Source organism: Imperialibacter sp. (assembly GCF_040222385.1).
GTDB lineage: Bacteria > Bacteroidota > Bacteroidia > Cytophagales > Cyclobacteriaceae > Imperialibacter.
This window is the reverse complement of record NZ_JAVKDF010000023.1, coordinates 198,575-216,327: the sequence shown is the minus strand read 5'-3', so window position 1 is coordinate 216,327 and position 17,753 is coordinate 198,575. Positions and strand designations below refer to the sequence as shown.

Here is a 17,753-nt window from a genome sequence, read left to right as displayed (position 1 = left end):
CACTTTCTTTGGTATCTTATCTGTTCAACGACATTTGACTAGAGCCTCCATACGATTCTTCATGAAGAATTCCTTAAGTTACTTAATTGCATTTTTGTTGCTCTCCAGCATTCCAGCATTTTCGCAGGAGTGGATCGAGAAAGCCAACGTTATTCCTACAAAGGATCTGGCAGATGGTGACCTTTTCGGGGCTTCAATGGAAATACATGATGACATTTTGGTGGTTGGGGCCCTTTTAAGTGATGAGTTTGGGTTTGAAGCTGGAGCTGCCTATGTTTTTCAAAGAGTTGAGGGCACGTGGGTGAAAATAGCGACACTTGAACCTTCTTTGAAAATGGATAAAATGCAATTTGGAGCGTCAGTTTCAATTTACAATAACCTTATTGCCGTTGGAGCTCCTCAGTATAAAGCAGATGGCCAAACTTTTTCGGGGATTGTGTTTTTGTATGAAAAGATTGGTACCAGTTGGAGCGATGGTACCGAAACATGTATTTTAAGGATGTCAGAGCCTAGCTTTGGCGGTCGATTTGGTAGCCGACTCTCAATCAATAAGGATGAAATATTGGTTGGTTCTTCTTCTGTTGGTCATATTTTCAAAAAACCAGCAACAGGATGGGAAAACATGGTCGAAAATGCAAAACTGATGATTCCTAATGGAGCCTACCTTGGAGGTTCGAACTCCTCACTGCTACTAGAAAATAATTTTGCAATTATTGGTGCTCCAAACTACACTGTCGACAATGCCCTTATCGGCGCTGCATACTACTTCGAAAAACCTGAAAATGGATGGGAAACTACTGACATTTCTACCACCATTCTATCGACGATGCCAGGACGAAGTATGGAGTTTGGCCACACCCTTGCCGTCAATGACTCCGAGCTCTTTATCAGCTCCGGGCATGACTCACAGGCGGGCCGAACTAATGATTACATTCATATATACGATCTACCAAAGATTGAAGGAGTTGAAGTTTCATTCCTACCAAAGGCGATTCTTGAAACTGTAAATACAAAGGCAGCTGGTCGAATTAGTTCAATTGCTGCCTCAAATGATAAAGTATTCGTTGGTTCAGCTAACGGATTAGATGACAACATTTCTTCGGGTTTAGCCCTAATATTCACCAAACCCGTTCAGGGATGGAAAAATTCAAAGATATCCGAGAAAGTTACCAATATTAGCCCTGACAAAAATGGGGCATTCGGCTCCAAAATCATAATTAGTGGCACGAGCCTACTTGTCAGCGACCCGATGAAGAGTACAGGAGGTGGCCATGGCAAAATTTATACGTTTGGTCAGGGTTTTGAGATTTCAGAACCAACTAGTATTCTTGAATTCCAAGTTGAAAACGCTACTTGGGATGAGTATGGTTGGGCCGTAAGTATTTCTGGCAACTACGCCGCTATCGGCAGCTACAAAGATGATGAAGCGGCACAAAACGCAGGTGCTGTTTACCTTTACGAGCGAAAGGAATCAGGTTGGAAATTTGCAACAAAAATCATCCCGTTCGATGGGGAACCGCTCGGTAATTTCGGGTACTCTGTATCAATTTACGGAAATACACTTGTTGTAGGAAGCCCTGGAAAAAATGAAGGAAAAAGCTCTGCAGGTGCTGCCTACATATATAAAAAGTCGCCAACCGGCTGGAGCTCTGACAACGCTATCAAGGTTGTTGAGCCAATTGCTAAACAAGGAGGGGCCTTCGGTAGGTCAGTAGATATCCACAAAGGCAAAATTATAGTGACGGCGCTCTACACTGGTGACTCCCACAGTATGGGAACAGGCTACATTATTGAGAAAATTGATGGAGTCTATTCGATATCGGCGGAATTAACCACAATGCAAGATCCAACTGGCGCCAGATGGTTCGGGCGATTAGCCTCTATTTACGAAGATGAAGTAGTAATTGGGTCTAGATTCGGAATGTTTGCTTTCCAAGCAAATAATACTTGGCACAATATGACAGAAACTGCGACACTGGCTAGTCCACAAACCTCAATATTTACTGATTTCACAGACATCGATATCGCACCGGGTGTAGCTTTTTTTGGTCATCCACGACCAGCTCTGAGATGGCCGAATTTCGAAGCAGGTAAAGTATTTGTACATGAAAATGTAGACAACGATTGGACAAACGCAAGTGTCACAGCCACGTTAATGGGCCCTGAAGAGACTGATCGGGAAAGATTTGGCTCTGCTGTATCAGCGACTGCAAATTTCGTCGCAGTTGGCAACTATATGGATTCTACTGCCAACGAGCAAAGGGGGAAAACCTATCTTTTCAAGAAACCTTCAACCGGGTGGAATGGAGAAACCCTGCATGATTCTGCTTTACTCCCAAGCAACTCTGCCCCTGAGGCCGAATTTGGCTTCGACGTGAGCATGTATGGGCATACACTTGTAGTGGGTGCCCCCAACAACGATACCGAATCGGGTTTCAAATCAGGGTCAGCTTTCTTCTATGAGTTAGATGCCCCATTTATCACAGGCGTCCGTTCCCTCGAGTCGGGGCCTTTCAAGGAAGGTGATATCTTCCAAATTGCAGTGGATTTTAACGAAGTGATAGAAGTAACAGGAGAACCTTACTTACTTCTTGAATTTGACGACCACAAAATTGACACGGCTTTTTACAGCCACGCTGAGTCGCAGACAGTCTTTCTTGACTATGAGGCCAAAGTAAACTACAAAAGTACCCATCTCGACTACCGCAATGAAAATGCTTTTGCAGGCACATTTACAATAACCCGGGGTGATGCTGTAGAGGCAGTAACGGTGCTCCCCCCGGTTGGAACCGAGGAATCGCTGACAGGGCAAAATATTGCCTTCGATTTTGTAGCACCCGAACTGGTTGAATGGGATGTGCCGGAGTTTTTCTCCGATGAAAACCGGGAAGTCAAATTAACTTTTTCAGAAGAAATATTTGGTCTTTCACAAGAGGATTTTTCATTGTCAAACTCGTCGTTTGTAGACCTTTCGGGGTCGGGGTCTATTTACTACTTAACTATTGCTCCGACGGACGAAGGTGAAGTTACAATAGAACTACATGCCAATTCAATAAGAGATTTAGCGGGTAACGAAAATTTACAGCCTTATGCTTCCATCACCACCTATGACAATACAAGACCAGAACTTCTCGAAGATCCGATTCTTCCTGAAATCACTAACAGCTCTTTTCAGATCAGTTTAACTTTTAAAGAACCCATTGTAGATTTCACAGCAGACGACATCATTTTAGTAAATGCCAACCTTGAGAACTTCGCAAGTACTGCAAGTGGAATTACGTTTGATATCAACCCGATCGATGATGGGCAGATAATCATCGAAATTGAAGAAAGCTCCTTTTCAGATAGGGCAGGTAACACCAATGACCATTTGCAGTTTTTTTCCAAAGCAGATGTTACCCCTCCGCTGCTTCTTTTTTCCGGAGAGTCTCCTGTTTTCATAAATGTGGACGAGCTACTGATCTCCTTTTATCCATCAGAGAAGATCAAGGAATTCACCGTAGATGACCTAGTGTTCTCAAATTGCTCCTATGAAGCGTTTGACGAAGGCGACAACAGCTATCATTTGCGATTGATCCCAAATAACGAAGGCCTCTTTCGGGTAAAACTCGGGACTGCATCTTTCACAGATAGCATCGGCAATTTCAATGAAGAATTTGTGCTGTTGGAGGGCTTCTATGACTTGACTTCGCCTGAAGTAATTATTACTACTGAACACGCTCAGTTTGTCAATGGGCCATTCGTTGTGAACTTCAAGTTCGACGAAAAAGTTACAGCTTTTGATATTGGGGATATTAACGTCACAAATGGAGAAATAGTAGCTTTCAATGGGCAGGATAGTAGCTACAGCGTCATGATCAACCCGATAGAGGAGACTGAAATAGTAATCAACGTTCCTAAAGAGGTGCTCACCGATTTAGCAGGTAACCTTTTCGAGGCCGAAGCAAGTATATTATTGATTTATGATTCAACAGCTCCCACTGTGCTGTTTGAATTGGTAGAGAACAGCATCCCTGACAAACTGATCACCTTGGATTTGATGTTTTCAGAACCCATTGAAGATTTCTCTTCGGGCGCTTTGCAAATTGAGAACCTTGAGCTGATTCAAGAATCCTGGACTGAAAACACGCTCACTGTTGTTTTTCAACCAATAAAAGATGGTATTGTATCCGTTAAGCTGGGTGAAGGGGGTTTCCATGACAGAGCAGAAAACGCCAACATAGAGGAATTCTTTTATTCATTTGTATTTGACTCTCACTACCCAACTGTCGAAATACGTCCCGACACCATATTTTATATCAACAAACCTCTCCTGGTAACTTTCCGCTTCGACGAGCCTGTAACAGGATTTGAACTCTCGGACATTCAAGGCACTAACATGTCGGCAAGTGAGTTTTCCAAGATAGGCGATAGCCTCTACACAGCCCTAATCACCCCGTCTAAAGGTGGTATCTTCAAGGCATTAATAAATAAAGGTGCTTTTTCGGATCTGAATGGAAATCTTAGTGCCGAAACGTTTGCAAGCCCCTCGATTACTTTTGATCATACTCCACCAACCGTCACTATCTCTGGGAACAACAATCAACCCATCAATAAAAAACAGGAGATAACGCTAACGTTTAATGAGCCGGTGTTGGGTTTTGACTCACTTGACGTCGTTACTGACAACTGCGAAATAACAGGCTTCAAAGAATTGGGCAGCAACCAATACAGTTTAACCCTTAACCCCTTGGCTGAAGGAAAAGCAATAATTACAGTACTTGAGAGCTCCTTTACCGACAAAGCCCTGAATCCTTTTCCCCAACCAAAGTCAAGGACATTCTGGTTTGACAAAACCAGCCCCCACATATCCTTTGTAACTGAAAAAGAGGACTATACCAATGAGTCTTTTGTGGTTGAGGTGGTAGCAAGTGAGAAAGTTCTTGGATTTGACTTTTTAGACGTAGCAGTCCATAATGCTACATTTTCGCTTCAGTCAAGAAATGACTCAAGCATTGTGGGCAAGGTTACTCCCGTGTCGGAAGGAATTGTCGAACTGTCAATCGACATTGAAAAATTAACAGATCTTGCCGGCAACTTCAATGAAACAAAAGCCGTGAAGACGCTAGTGTATGATGCAACTCCTCCCCTGGCATCGGGCAGCCATGAAAGAAATGACGAGTCGCAAGGAGGGTTAACAATAACTATCTCTTTCGACGAGCCTGTTGAAGTAGATTTTGCAAGTGCCTTGACCATAGAAAATTTCACGATTGCGAACCTCTCCGTGGACAACAACAATGCCTATATTACTGGAGCGCCAGTGCATGATGGAACTGCAGAAGTAGGTCTCCATAGAGAGTCTTTCTTCGATTTAGCTGGCAATTCAAATAACGAAGAATTCAAGTATAGTTTTTTTTACGATTCAACCCCACCTTCATTTCAAATGATTGCCTCTTCGGAAGCATTTGTAAACAAGGATTTCGATATCACTATTTCTTTGTCGGAGCCAGTAGAGGACTTTTTACCAAACGACGTAATTGTTACAAACGGAGATTTTTCCCTCACAGCAACCGATTCATTGAATTATATGCTGCACATTGAGCCAGTAGAAGAAGGCTTGTTGAGTATTGTTATTGGTGATTCCGTTTTTTTCGACAAGTCAAGAAATTTTAACCAAGGCCAAACGCTTGAGCTTATCTATGACATTACAGCACCAACGGCCCAGGTAACCGTTAACCGTGAAACATTGCTAGCCAAATATTTTACCGTAGAGTTTTCAGAAGAGATTGTAGGATTTAACAAAGATGTTATACAAACTGAAGATATAAAGATAGATTCGGTCAGCGTACAGAACTCACCAAACTCCTATTTGGTCTATTATTCCTTTCCTATACAGAACCAAGGGGGTGTTATAGATATTGATAACAAAAATGTGACAGATAGGGCTGGAAACGGGATGGCTGATGTTGAAAGCATATCACTGTTTCCACTATTGGTAAGCAAGTCAGCAGAGGCGAGTTTTAAAATCTACCCTAACCCAGCAAGCAGCCATCTGACCCTTGAGTTCCTAAGACAAGCTCCTGTGAATTATAGAGGACAAATTATCTCTCTGGACGGAAGGATACTCCTGGAATTTGACATAACCGAAACTACTACCAAAATTGATTTAAATGATATCCCTTCAGTACAATCGGTAATCCTAATGCTAACTGACGATGAAGGACGCAGTATCCATTTCAAGAAAGTCCTATTGGATAGAGATTAAACTTTGCGAAATTACGAGCTAAAAGTAATCTTGCCCAATGCCTTATACCATTCATCAACAGCTTGCCTACAACGTGTGGGCCAATGAAGAACTTGCCAAAACCATCGACCGGGTAACAGAAGAACAGCTGGTGCAGCCAGTGCTGAGCAGCTACCCTACCCTCAGAGAAACTCTGCTTCATATCTGGGAAGCACAGGTGATCTGGCCTTCACGCATGCAGAACAAAGTGATGGACAAGTGGCCCCGGCTTTCGTTTGTTGGGGGAAAAAAGGAGGTGATGGAAGCGTTAGTTACCTCGGCAAAAGACATGCAGAAGTTCGCCTCGGAGGCGGGGGCTGAGTTCCTGACTGAAAAAATGGTCTACCGTAACATGCGCAACATGCCGTACGAAACCGTTAAGGAAGAAATACTTTTTCATGTAGTCAATCACGGCAGCTACCACCGGGGCCAGGCCATTACAATTATCAGAGGCCTGGGCATCACCAAAATCGACAATACAGACCTGATCACGTACCTGCGAATATCCTCCGGCCAACAGGTCTAGTCGCAGGTGGCATTTTTCACAAAATACCCTGCCAATTTTGAACAGACCATAAGTTGCAAGCCGGTGGGGCAATCATCTCTTCCTTTCAATACATTAATTTACTAGATTGTAAGGTATACGGGCCAGTCCTAACCTCTCAATCGGCCCATTGCTTAACTAAATGAGTACAAAACCTTACTTACTATGAATTACAACCGTAGAGATTTCATCCGTACTGCCGGAGCGGTATCAGCAGGAGCACTTATTTTACCACAAATGGGATGTGGCAGCAGCAAAAGTGGTGCTGAAACTGCTGCCGAAGGCGCAGCAGCCACTGCCGAGACCATGGCCAAGCCGACCCTTGATAAATTTGGTATCCAGCTCTATTCAGTCCGTGATGTGATCCCCGCCGACCCAAAAGGCACCATGAAACAGCTGGCAGGTTTTGGTTACAAGCAGTTTGAAGGCTACGAAGGCCCTCAGGGCATGTTCTGGGGCATGAGCCACACTGAATTCAAAGCCTATATGGATGAGATTGGCGTAAGCTTCATTTCCAGCCATTGCAACGTAAACGAAAATTTTGAAGAGAAATGTGGACAAGCAGCCGAAATAGGCATGAAACACCTGATTGCTCCCTGGATCGGGCCTCAAAAAACCATGGATGAATGGAAAGTAGTAGCCGATAAATTTAATGCATGGGGAGAAACAGCCAAAAAAGCCGGCATTCGGTTCGCTTACCACAACCATGGCTACACTTTTGAAGCACTGGAGGGGCAGATGCCGCAGGACTTCCTGATTGAAAATACCGATCCGGCAGTGGTAGACTTTCAAATGGATATTTTCTGGGTGGTGACGCCCGGAGCTGATCCGATAGCTTATTTCGAAAAGTACCCGGGTCGCTGGGTGTCCTGCCACATAAAAGACCGTGAAAAAGATGCCCCTGCGGGCGAAGGAGACGCTTCATGCATCGTTGGCACCGGCAGCATCGATTACGCCAAAGTGCTGGCAGCAGCCAAGGCCTCAGGTGTGAAGTACTATGTGGTGGAACAAGAGAAGTATGCCAACTCCACCCCTATGGACAGTGCCAAAGCCGACGCCGAGTACGTTTCAAAACTTGTATTTGCTTAAAACAATATAGCTGCCCTGTCTTCGGAAGGGCAGCTTTTTTATATACCTACTTTTCACGTTTACAACTACAACACAATGGATAACTCACGCAGATCCTTTATCAAGAAAAGTGCGCTGGCAGGCACTTTGGCCTTCGCTGGCAGTTCGTTGCTATCCGAATCGTTATTTGCTGCAAAAGGCAAGCAGCTCACGGGCCTTCAGCTCTACTCGGTGAGAGATGACATGAAGAAAGACCCGATGGCTACCCTGAAAGCGCTGGCTGACATGGGCTATAAGCACGTGGAGCACGCCAACTACATCGACCGCAAATTCTATGGCTGGTCGGCCAAAGAGTTTAAGAAAGTGCTCGACGATCTGGGCATGAAAATGCCTAGCGGCCACACCGTGATGCGCAGTGACCACTGGGACGACAACAAGAAGGACTTTACAGACGCCTGGAAGTATACCATAGAAGATGCCGCTACGGTGGGCCAGATGTATGTCATCAGTCCGTCGATGACGCAGGGGCAACGCAAGGAATATGACCAGCTGATGCTGCTGATGGAGCGCTTCAATAAAAGTGGTGAGCTTTGTAAAAAGTCAGGCATGATGTTCGGTTACCACAACCACGACTTTGAGTTCAACGAAAGCCTGAACGGACAGCTTCTTTATGACATCATCATGAAAAATGCTGATCCCAACCTGGTGATGCAACAGCTGGATATCGGCAACTTGTACAACGGTGGGGCCACGGCGCTCGATATCACCAAAAAGTGGCCGGGCCGCTTTGCTTCTATGCATGTGAAGGACGAGATTCTGAGCAAGGAAGGAAACGAAAAATACGAAAGCTGTGTGCTTGGAAAAGGCATCGTACCAGTAAAAGAGGTGATTGACCTTGGCAAAAAGGACGGCACCATCCATTTCATCATCGAGCAGGAAAGCTACCAGGGTATGGCACCGCTCGCCAGCATGAAAGAAGACCTGGGAATTATGAAGAAGTGGGGATATTAGGAGAGGATTTGAGAACTGAATATTTGAGGATTTGAAAGAAAGGCGCCAATTAGCGCCTTTTTCTAATCGTACTACCCTAACAAAATCTTATTTGTAAAACTCATAGTCATAGTCGATGGTAAATTCCAGTTCTTTGTAAAGGTTATAAATCTCAGTTCTGGTTCTTAGCCCATCGGAGTTATAGAAATGCTCCTTGTAGTGGTACATCTTACCGGCGATGAAGTATTCGGATTTCTTCAATAACTCATTTTCGTAGAAGAAATGATACAGCTTGTTTCCCTGACTAACAGTAGAAATATTGTCTCCTTCATAGCTGTACCTGATTGCATTTCTGTCGATTGAGGTCTCCACAGACTTTTCACCAGTGGAGCTATTATAGTGTCCAGTTTCTCTTATAAAAGCTCCTGAATACATAACCACCTTGCCGTCGGTGTATTCAAAAATATCCTCATAACCCTTCGGTCGCTGGTAATAGCTATCGCCGCTTCCATGGATAAGCAAATTATTCATATACACCTGGGGATCAGTCCCAGACTCAAGCGTCACTATTTTTAATGGCAAACCCTCTTCATAGCCTTCCACAGTAGAAGTGTAGCTAAAAGATTCCCATAGCCCCGTCAGTCTGAGTGCTGGATGCTGCTTTTTTTGGATCATCTCGAAATACTTCACGGACCAGTCGTTACCATACAAGGTGTTATTCTCAGATGCCCCTAGCTCCAGTCCATCCATTATAAGTGGCACATTAATAGGATCGGGGTCTGTCCAGAACTCCCGACGAAAGGGATTTTTATAGTTGTAAGGATAAGTCATGTGCTGGTCTACCCTATCAATCGTGCCGTTGGGGTGATAATATGCGACGGCGATTACCCTGTCGTCCTTCTCCTGGGTGTCGCTCTGGTGACTGGTGAAGCGGGTGGTGATAGTCTTAATATTCTCCATCGCTTTTATCGGGTCGGCATTCCTGCTTCCTTCCCAGGGCTCCACACAAGCGACCATCAGGAGAGCCAGTCCATAAAACAAGCTTGTCCATGCCAAACCACGATAGAACTTGTTCTCCCTAAAAGAATGCAGGCTTTCGATCCTTCTTTTCACACTTTTGGCACTGAAGAAATTACTTACTCTTTCATAGTAAAGCGTACTCGACAGATCGATCAGCATATGAGAATATGCCTTCCTGTCTACATGGTTCATCATCGCCTCGTCAGCTTCATATTCGGTATTGAGTCGAATTTGGCCTTTCATCAACCAGCCTATCGGGTTAAGCCAAAACACTGCTGTGTAGACTTCGGAAAGGAGAAGATCGAGACTGTGCCACCTTGTGGCATGCACGTGCTCATGCCGATAAATAATCGATTCCTTTGAGGTATTGAGAAGGCTTTTGCCAATGAAAATAAGGTGAAAAAATGAAGCACCGGTAAAGGCCTCCTTGTCAACAATAAAAAAAGAAGAAAACTCACCATCAACCTTTTCCGCTGATTTCATTAGCCTGTAAACGCCGTACATACTTATGACGATTCTTACCAGGAAAAACGTCACACCAATTAAATAAACGAACAAGAGGATATCTCCTATTTCTAAGCTGCTTACCTGCTCCACGGGAAGCGCCGCCGTAGCTATTTCAGGTGCTTCGTCCATTGAGGTGGTGCTCACCGGAGAGGCAACCGGCGACGGTGTGGCAATAAACGATGAGGCCCTGGGCTGCTCCTGAAAAGATAAAGTCAAAGGCGACGACAGATGGAGACCGGAAAACGGGATGGCTACTGACATAAACAGGCAGCTTAGCAGATAGAGCCTTCTGAACTTTACAGAAGTGCTCTTCGCTAAGATCAAAAAACCAAAGTAGAGGATAGCACTGGCCCCACTTACTTCAAGTAGATAGATGAAAAAGCTATTCATGGTTTTTCTTGTTTATGATGTCCTTTAGTTTTTTTGCCTCATCGGCCGAGAGGTCTTTGCTGCTCACAATAAACGACATGAGGCTTTCGTACGAGCCATCGAAGTAGTCGCTCATCATGCCCGAGAAAATGCTTCGCCGGTATTCGTTCTTGCTCACCTTAGGGTAGTACATGTGCGTTTTTCCGTAGGCTTCATGACCTACCAAACCCTTCGTTTCCAGTATCCTTACCAAAGAAGAAATAGTATTGTAGGGCGGCTTGGGCTCAGGTAGCAGCTCGATAATGTCTTTTACAAACACTTTCTGCTTGCTCCAGATAATGTGCATGACAGGCTCTTCTGCCCGGGTTAATCGTTCCATGAAATGAATGTATAACTAAAAAATAAGTTATACAACTGATTAATCAGTTTTTATGAATCAGGTAACGTATTTGATAAAAAAAACAGAGGAAAAGTAATCTATTTGCTACATTGGTATAGATAACGAAGAATGGCTGTACAACGATGAATCACTCCAAACTTCTTCTGAATAACCACTTAACTGGGCTGTTTGCGCTGCTGCTGTGTGTCGCATGCGACGGTGATAACCACCCACCTCCGGCTCCCGATGACCAATTACCTTTCGTTGGGAAATGGCAGGTGGAAGCTGCCATGGAGGACGGTTTGCTAGTCTCTGCCTGGCAGGGATTGGAGTTGGAAATTGAACAATTGGAAACCAACGGTGGTGCTTTCCACTTCTATGAAAGCCCGGATACACTGGTATGGCCACTGAGTGGCACCTGGGTGATGGACGATACTACCAGGATAGTGAGAAACGACGATATTACAATGATGGTGGGCTTCACGGGCGAAACGAAGCTGAATACAGTATTCTTTGTTGACAGAGGCCAGGTTGAAATCGCCTGCCCTGAATACCCCTGTTCAGCGGATCCAGCTGGCACCTGGTCTTTCACTTTTTCCTCTGTTCTGTAAAATCAAATCCCTGATCCGGCTTCCTTCTGTCGTTCGGAAAATCCAGGTCTTTTACGGGATAGGTAAGTACCTCCGCCGACTCCGGCTGATATCCGCTATCTTTTTTGGCAATGGTTAGCTCAATGGAATTCAGAAAGCCAAAGCTGTTCACGCTGTCGTAGTTGTTGCCATGCACATGCTGCACATAGTGGGTGGCCCTGGTGGCTTCCAGGAACGGTACAATGGCTTCGATATTCTCTTCGACGTTGTGAAACTCTATCAGCAGCAGTTCGATTTTATCCAGCTTGCCGATAATGGTGTCGAGCAGCTCGTATTCGGTTCCTTCCACATCGAGCTTCACCCCATATCCGCTACTTTTTTCCAAAAGGTCTCCAAACGACTGCACCTGCGAATTGCTTTCAAGCCCGATGTGCTTTTTTACGAATGTCAGGTTGCCAGAAAATATCTGCTTCATGCGGAGCATCATCGATATTTTACCCAACGACTGAGCAGGCGTATCCTGCACACCCAGGAACCGGAAAGGGTACAAGGCGATTTTGCCAAAATTTTTGAGCACCCAGTAAAGCATGGTGCTGTTGAACCCTGAGGTTCTATCAAAAGCAACGATGGGCATATCAGGTCGCCGCTCTTTCAGTTCGATCTCAAACGACCAATCGTACGACAGTCCGCAAGAGATAAAATGGCTGCAATTGGCTAGGCTTTGAGAAGAAAAAACGTAGCCTCCGTCGTAATTTCTGCCCACTCGTATCAAATCCGCCGGAGCAACAGGACGTAACAATTCCAAAATCCCCAGGGTTTCTTCCCGCATTTCTACTTTCTCTTTCATCGTCAATTTCAGCTGGCGCAAAATAAAATGCAAATATGCGGGTATTATTCAGTTTTCTACTAAAAGTTCACTCACCGTTTCTTCTTCTTCCGATAGATGTTGTCCAAATCCTTTTCAAAAAGTGTATAAGGGTCATCGTAGAACTTCATGAAATCGGGCACACTTACCTGCCCCGGATAAGGCGCATAGTAGTGCGTGGGGCTGCGGATGTCGTTGCGCCACACCAGCACGTAGGCGAGCCGCATCTCGTGCATCCGCATGGTCTTGAGCAGCGTCTCCGTCCACCAGGTTTCGTTGGGTATCGACTCCAGGCCCGTCTCCGTAAAAGCAGCCAGCTTACCGGCCTTTCGGGCGTAGTCCGACACAATCTTTAGTTTCAATGCAGCCGTGTCAATCGCATAGCGGTTGCGCCCCATGTCGCCATAGTTGTCCATGCCCACCATGTCCACCCATTCGTCGCCGGGATAGCGAGCCAGGTATTTTTCTTCTGTAAGAAATTGATTGTCAGGTGAAAAGGCGTAGATGAAGTTATGTACATCCAGCTCGTCTCTCAGGTAGCTAACTGTGAATTGCCATAAGGCGATGAACTCTTCTCTGGTGCAATGCGAAGCACCCCACCAGAACCAGCCACCGTCAAACTCGTGATAGGGTCTGAAAATGACAGGTACGAGCTCTCCGTTGGCTCCTTTGATGCTATGCGCCCAATCGGCTATGCCTTTGAGAATTTCTTTGTACTGTTCGTGTGCCTGACCTCCGGGAATGATATAACTTACCGCAGGCAGCGACACGGTGTCTCTCCAGTAGAAACCTCCACCCGACACCGGATTCGAAAAGTGCCAGGCTACGGTGGTTACTCCTCCCCGGTTGTAGGTGTCCACCACATTCTTGCGCAGCGCTTCTTTGGCTTGTGCGATTTGCTCCGATGAGCGGCCGCTAAAGCCCATGATGTCCACCCCTATCATGGCAGGGTGAGAGCCTGTTACCGACTTCACATCTGAACGGTTCTCATCCCCACTCCAGCCATGGCCATATTCGGTAGCATGCTGATGAGCAAAGAGCGTATGTTTTTTGGACAGCTTTCTAAGGCTTTTATAGAGTTTTTGAGTCTCCCGGGTGGCATTGCTGTCGATAAGCCGGTTCTTTTGGGCTGAAACCGGCAGAGCGGCCAGCCATGTTAACCCATAGAGCAGGAGCAGGCGTGCAATTGACATGGAAGGTGTGTTAGGGTGAAAAACGTTCATCAAAAATAACACCCTCTCATCCGCCGTTCAATGCCTTGTCCACTAGTGGTAGAGGTGGTTTGAATCAAAATTGGGGGTAAAATCAATCATGGTCAACGGCTCGCATGCGAACTGAAAGCCCGGCACACGCCCCTGTACCCGGCTCTCTGCCTGGTCAGAGTTGCTCCTCCACCTGGTGCAACTGTATCAGGTTGCCGCAGGTGTCCTCAAACAGCACCTGCGTGCCCCAGTCGGTCTTTTTCGGCTCGCCTTTGAATACAACTCCCCGTGCTTTCAGCCTTTGATAATCTGCTGCAATATCTTTCGTGCCAAAAACGATGGTGGGCAGTCCGGCCTCATAAATCGTCTTTTGAAACGTGTCGGCGCCCATATTTTGGTTGGGTTCCAGCAGCAGGGAGGTTCCATCCGGTTCGTCGGGAGCGGCCACAATGGCCAGCGCCATTTCAGGCATGTACACCTTGTTCACAAAACCCAGTACTTCCGTGTAGAACTTGAAAGCGGCCATCGGGTCATTAACGAATACGCTTGTCAGTGCTATTTTCATTTTTTCTGTTTTTTATTGTCTTCTGTCACTTCCTTTCTTCGAAGGATCGCTGCGCTCACAAGAGAAATGAAAAGGGCGATGGGAAACACCTCTGAAAAAGTTATCAGTACCACGGCCACGGGGCTTTCGTACATGTCGGCGAAGGAGGCCATTTCGGCGGCCTTTGCGGATAACTCCTGCTCGGTAGCTCCCTCAATTTTCGCCATATACATCACATGCTGGCTGTATTTGTCGATATAGTCGGGCATGAACAAATAGTAATCAAAAAGCCACACCACCACATACATACCAGCAGCTATCAGGCTGATGTAAAGACCCGACAAAAATGCCTTGCCGAAGGTAATATAGCCACCATTGTGCCTGTCTCTGTAAGTCTTGATTCCAACAAAAATGAAGGAGAAAGCCGCAATCATCAGGGCGTACCCCACCACATCGTTGCTTTCAAATTCAGGGTTGGTATAACACAAATTGGCCATGTACAGCATCATGCCAGTAATGATGGCGCCAGAAATAAGGCCGAAAACGAGCACTGTCTTTTTCATTGTTATGATTTTCGTTTGTAGATCTGGGGCAAATATGTTCGGTTTACGCTGGCGGTTCTTCACACTTTTGGGTGATTTTGATGAATTCACCCAAAAGTATGACGCTTCAGGCCACAATGCCCAGCCTCCTGGCCTTGTCCACTGCTTGTGTCCGCCGACTGGCCTCCAGCTTTTCGAACAAGTTTTTCAAGTGCGTTTTTACGGTGTTCAGGGAAACGAAAAGCTGCTCAGCTATTTCCTGATTGCTTTTGCCGGCTGCCATCAGCTGCAACACCTCCAGCTCTCGCTGACTAATGCCCAGCTCAGAAAGTGCTTGCTGGTTAACGGAGAATTCATCCTGCTCAACAAACACCGGCTTTTCTACAGTCACTGTTCTTGGGGTTGTGAGCTTTAGTGCCAGCCAAATGCCCAGTCCGGTAAAAAGGAGAGCCAGGCCACCGATATAGATAGCAAAGGCATTGTGGATGATAAGGAAGCGCAGCTCCAACCATCTCAACACAATGAGAAACAAAGCCATGGCAAGGCCATAGATCAGCATGTGTCTGTGCCTTCCGAAAATGTTCCAACTGCTCATCTGCTGCGTAATCAATGGTGCTTTGTTGACGAGTAATTTTAGTCAAAAACCATCAGTCCTTAAACAAAAGGAGACCAAGAAAAACACTCACTTCCTGAAAAGACCACCTTCCCATCACTTCCAGTGCCGAGTTGCAGATAACGCAAAAAAGTTGGCCACCTCCATAAAACTTTTGCCAAGAGCCTTCGTTTTATAAGTTAAATCCAAATTATTCTTTCTAAAATCCATTATTATGACCAATCCAGCTATTGAATTGAATGAAGACGTTATTGTGACGCACAAAGTCGACAGGGTGAATCTCTTCGATTTCGGGTACGAAAGAGCCGGCAACGTGAACGGTGACCCTGATGTGTACGCCACTTACCTCGACCGCATCATGAACGGCGATCTGGTAGAAGAAAGTTACCGGGGCCTTTCTGATGACGAGAAAAAAGAGCGATCCAAAGACCTTAAAATGCTTGAAAAGGAACTCAAGGAAGCAAAACAAGCCAATGCAGAAATAGAAGAGGAAGTAAAAGAAAAGGAAAAGACAATTGAGAACCATCGGAACGACCTGCTGAATATCAGGGAAGCACGGGCCAACGACTCTGAAAAACTGAAAGAGGAAAGTTTCAGTGTTTTCAAGTTTTCAATCAACCTGGTGATTCTGGCAGCCTTGTCGGTCTATCTGTTTTTCTTCTATGTTTCTGCCGCATTCAAAGCGCTTTACGTCGACTTTGAGGGAATCGCCGAGAGCATCGCCGCTGGCAGCGGAACGGGCAGCATCATGCCCAATGCAGCCGAGCTGGCTGAAGCCATCCAGTACAATTTTATGCTGATCCTCGTGCCTTTCGTATTTTATGCCTTTGGCTGGGCCTTCCATGTGCTCCTTGAAATGAAAGGCAACCGAAAGTTCGTATTCCTGTTTGGGCTCATTTGCGTAACCTTTGCAGTGGACTTTCTGCTGGCCATGATCATCCACACCAACACCGAAACCGCCAAGGAGCTCATGGGCCTTAACACAATACCCTGGATGGTGAGCCCCACCTTCTACATCATTCTCTTCCTGGGCTTTCTGGTCTATATTATCTGGAGTATCCTGCTCGACTCACTTTTGCGGGAATGGGACAAAAAGCACGTTACCGGCAACATCAAAAAGATCATTGCCCATCTTCGGGAAGACATTGTGTTAATGCAGGCCGAGCTCATTGACACAGTGGCCATACAAATGAAAATAAGCGACTACAGGGAAGATCTTGCCACCACATTCAGCGGCAACCTCACAAAGTACATCGATCAATTCAGCTCAGGATGGATTTCCTACCTGTCGCCTGCCAGCATGAAGGACGTGAAAGAAAAATGCCTCATGGTGAAGAAAAACTTCGAAGAAAAGTACGAGGTCAGACCAGGACAGGTAAAAGTGGTGGCCAAAAGGGCTTAGTCACTTATTGAGCTCATACTTAAAAACTAAAACCATGCAAAAATCAATATATCAACAAACCGGACTGGCCATGCTTTTTTTGGGAATTGGCCTGGTCTCGGCGTGCAGCGTGCCGCCAAAAGAAGAAAGCCCAATGACCGTCAAACACAACTACATTGTGTTGCTCGACCTGTCGGATCGCCTGATAGTGCAACAAAATCAACCGGAACGTGACAAGGAAATCATCGACCACATCTATTCCCTTTTTGAAAAAAAGGTAAAGAGTGCCCTCTATGTAAAAAGCAGGGATGAGTTCAAAGTGGTGGTGGCACCCCAGCTTGGGTCTCGGGTGCGAACCGACATTTTCGAAGACCGGCTGTATGTAGACATGGAAAATATACCCATGGTGCACCGGAAAAGAAATGAGGCAGAAAGAAAAACTGCCTTTGAAGCAAACATTGACAGCCTTTATAAGGAAGCCATTTTCAGCAGCAACCCGGAAGACTACCACGGCGCCGACATCTGGAAGTATTTCTACGAAGACCTGAAAGTCGACTATTCGAGGGATACGTTGACCGAAAATTACCTCTTCATATTGACCGACGGCTATCCCATTGTGGGCAAAGACCAGGTGAAGCTGAGGGAGGTAAAGGATCAGTTTCCGGATCTGAACATTGTGCTGCTGGAGGCCTCGCCCAGAGAAAAAGACATGGAGTGGGACCGCATCATGACTGTTTGGGAAGACTGGTTCGACAAGATTGACATCAAAGAATACACACTTATCAAACGGGGGGCGATCAGCAAGGAGAAGGAGCAGATAAAGGAAATTGTGAATGAGAAACTAACTGCTTCCAACTAGATGCACCGAACCACATTT

14 protein-coding genes are annotated in these 17,753 nt (G+C 45.8%); 7 read left to right on the top strand and 7 right to left on the bottom strand.

The window, feature by feature from the left end; all coding sequences use genetic code 11:
• The first annotated feature begins 61 nt into the window (after positions 1-61).
• From RIG68_RS11235 to RIG68_RS11220, 4 genes are all read left to right on the top strand, one after another.
• A complete protein-coding gene (locus RIG68_RS11235; RefSeq protein WP_350122131.1) occupies positions 62-6,244 on the top strand; it encodes an Ig-like domain-containing protein in 6,183 nt (2,060 codons plus the stop codon).
• A 37-nt stretch (positions 6,245-6,281) separates the two neighbouring features.
• Positions 6,282-6,788, top strand: coding sequence for a DinB family protein (locus tag RIG68_RS11230; protein WP_350122129.1), 507 nt, complete (start codon positions 6,282-6,284; stop codon positions 6,786-6,788).
• A 183-nt stretch (positions 6,789-6,971) separates the two neighbouring features.
• Positions 6,972-7,895: a sugar phosphate isomerase/epimerase family protein gene (locus RIG68_RS11225; RefSeq protein WP_350122128.1), complete on the top strand. Its 924-nt coding sequence runs from the start codon at positions 6,972-6,974 to the stop codon at positions 7,893-7,895.
• Positions 7,896-7,970: 75 nt separating this feature from the next.
• On the top strand, positions 7,971-8,885 hold the full coding sequence (locus RIG68_RS11220) for a sugar phosphate isomerase/epimerase family protein (protein ID WP_350122127.1): 915 nt from the start codon (positions 7,971-7,973) through the stop codon (positions 8,883-8,885).
• An 87-nt stretch (positions 8,886-8,972) separates the two neighbouring features.
• On the opposite strand, the gene RIG68_RS11215 is transcribed toward RIG68_RS11220, so the two are convergent.
• On the bottom strand, positions 8,973-10,781 hold the full coding sequence (locus RIG68_RS11215) for a M56 family metallopeptidase (RefSeq protein ID WP_350122125.1): 1,809 nt from the start codon (positions 10,779-10,781) through the stop codon (positions 8,973-8,975).
• The gene (locus tag RIG68_RS11210; RefSeq protein ID WP_350122123.1) at positions 10,774-11,139 is read right to left on the bottom strand and encodes a BlaI/MecI/CopY family transcriptional regulator; all 366 of its coding nucleotides are present in this window, start codon (positions 11,137-11,139) and stop codon (positions 10,774-10,776) included. The genes RIG68_RS11215 and RIG68_RS11210 overlap by 8 nt, the downstream gene beginning before the upstream one ends.
• Before the next feature lie 143 nt (positions 11,140-11,282).
• On the opposite strand from RIG68_RS11210, the gene RIG68_RS11205 reads away from it, so the two are divergent.
• On the top strand, positions 11,283-11,750 hold the full coding sequence (locus tag RIG68_RS11205) for a hypothetical protein (RefSeq protein WP_350122121.1): 468 nt from the start codon (positions 11,283-11,285) through the stop codon (positions 11,748-11,750).
• Here the strand turns inward: RIG68_RS11205 and RIG68_RS11200 are convergent.
• The 5 genes from RIG68_RS11200 to RIG68_RS11180 all read right to left on the bottom strand — a co-directional run bounded on the left by RIG68_RS11200 (position 11,728) and on the right by RIG68_RS11180 (position 15,477).
• The gene (locus tag RIG68_RS11200) at positions 11,728-12,576 is read right to left on the bottom strand and encodes a class I SAM-dependent methyltransferase (protein WP_350122119.1); all 849 of its coding nucleotides are present in this window, start codon (positions 12,574-12,576) and stop codon (positions 11,728-11,730) included. The genes RIG68_RS11205 and RIG68_RS11200 overlap by 23 nt on opposite strands.
• A gap of 71 nt (positions 12,577-12,647) precedes the next feature.
• Positions 12,648-13,787, bottom strand: a complete 1,140-nt coding sequence (locus RIG68_RS11195) for a glycoside hydrolase family 26 protein (RefSeq protein ID WP_350122117.1) — start codon at positions 13,785-13,787, stop codon at positions 12,648-12,650.
• 184 nt (positions 13,788-13,971) lie between these two features.
• Positions 13,972-14,361, bottom strand: a complete 390-nt coding sequence (locus RIG68_RS11190) for a VOC family protein (protein WP_350122115.1) — start codon at positions 14,359-14,361, stop codon at positions 13,972-13,974.
• Positions 14,358-14,903 (bottom strand): DUF4199 domain-containing protein, encoded by a 546-nt coding sequence (locus RIG68_RS11185; RefSeq protein WP_350122113.1) that lies wholly within the window; start codon positions 14,901-14,903, stop codon positions 14,358-14,360. The genes RIG68_RS11190 and RIG68_RS11185 overlap by 4 nt, the downstream gene beginning before the upstream one ends.
• Positions 14,904-15,009: 106 nt before the next feature.
• Entirely contained in the window at positions 15,010-15,477 is a 468-nt protein-coding gene (locus RIG68_RS11180) for a helix-turn-helix transcriptional regulator (RefSeq protein ID WP_350122111.1), read from the bottom strand.
• A 232-nt stretch (positions 15,478-15,709) separates the two neighbouring features.
• On the opposite strand from RIG68_RS11180, the gene RIG68_RS11175 reads away from it, so the two are divergent.
• Positions 15,710-16,897: a hypothetical protein gene (locus RIG68_RS11175; protein WP_350122109.1), complete on the top strand. Its 1,188-nt coding sequence runs from the start codon at positions 15,710-15,712 to the stop codon at positions 16,895-16,897.
• A 34-nt stretch (positions 16,898-16,931) separates the two neighbouring features.
• Positions 16,932-17,735, top strand: coding sequence for a PDDEXK family nuclease (locus tag RIG68_RS11170; protein WP_350122107.1), 804 nt, complete (start codon positions 16,932-16,934; stop codon positions 17,733-17,735).
• The last annotated feature ends 18 nt before the right edge of the window (positions 17,736-17,753 follow it).

Excerpts from the sequence above, each read along its gene's own strand:
- RIG68_RS11235 (WP_350122131.1), top strand. The coding sequence starts at position 62 with ATGAAGAATTCCTTAAGTTACTTAATTGCATTTTTGTTGCTCTCCAGC.
- RIG68_RS11175 (WP_350122109.1), top strand. The coding sequence starts at position 15,710 with ATGACCAATCCAGCTATTGAATTGAATGAAGACGTTATTGTGACGCAC.
- RIG68_RS11180 (WP_350122111.1), bottom strand. The coding sequence starts at position 15,477 with ATGAGCAGTTGGAACATTTTCGGAAGGCACAGACACATGCTGATCTAT.
- RIG68_RS11225 (WP_350122128.1), top strand. The coding sequence starts at position 6,972 with ATGAATTACAACCGTAGAGATTTCATCCGTACTGCCGGAGCGGTATCA.
- RIG68_RS11205 (WP_350122121.1), top strand. The coding sequence starts at position 11,283 with ATGAATCACTCCAAACTTCTTCTGAATAACCACTTAACTGGGCTGTTT.
- RIG68_RS11230 (WP_350122129.1), top strand. The coding sequence starts at position 6,282 with ATGCCTTATACCATTCATCAACAGCTTGCCTACAACGTGTGGGCCAAT.
- RIG68_RS11200 (WP_350122119.1), bottom strand. The coding sequence starts at position 12,576 with ATGAAAGAGAAAGTAGAAATGCGGGAAGAAACCCTGGGGATTTTGGAA.
- RIG68_RS11185 (WP_350122113.1), bottom strand. The coding sequence starts at position 14,903 with ATGAAAAAGACAGTGCTCGTTTTCGGCCTTATTTCTGGCGCCATCATT.
- RIG68_RS11170 (WP_350122107.1), top strand. The coding sequence starts at position 16,932 with ATGCAAAAATCAATATATCAACAAACCGGACTGGCCATGCTTTTTTTG.
- RIG68_RS11190 (WP_350122115.1), bottom strand. The coding sequence starts at position 14,361 with ATGAAAATAGCACTGACAAGCGTATTCGTTAATGACCCGATGGCCGCT.
- RIG68_RS11210 (WP_350122123.1), bottom strand. The coding sequence starts at position 11,139 with ATGGAACGATTAACCCGGGCAGAAGAGCCTGTCATGCACATTATCTGG.
- RIG68_RS11195 (WP_350122117.1), bottom strand. The coding sequence starts at position 13,787 with ATGTCAATTGCACGCCTGCTCCTGCTCTATGGGTTAACATGGCTGGCC.
- RIG68_RS11215 (WP_350122125.1), bottom strand. The coding sequence starts at position 10,781 with ATGAATAGCTTTTTCATCTATCTACTTGAAGTAAGTGGGGCCAGTGCT.
- RIG68_RS11220 (WP_350122127.1), top strand. The coding sequence starts at position 7,971 with ATGGATAACTCACGCAGATCCTTTATCAAGAAAAGTGCGCTGGCAGGC.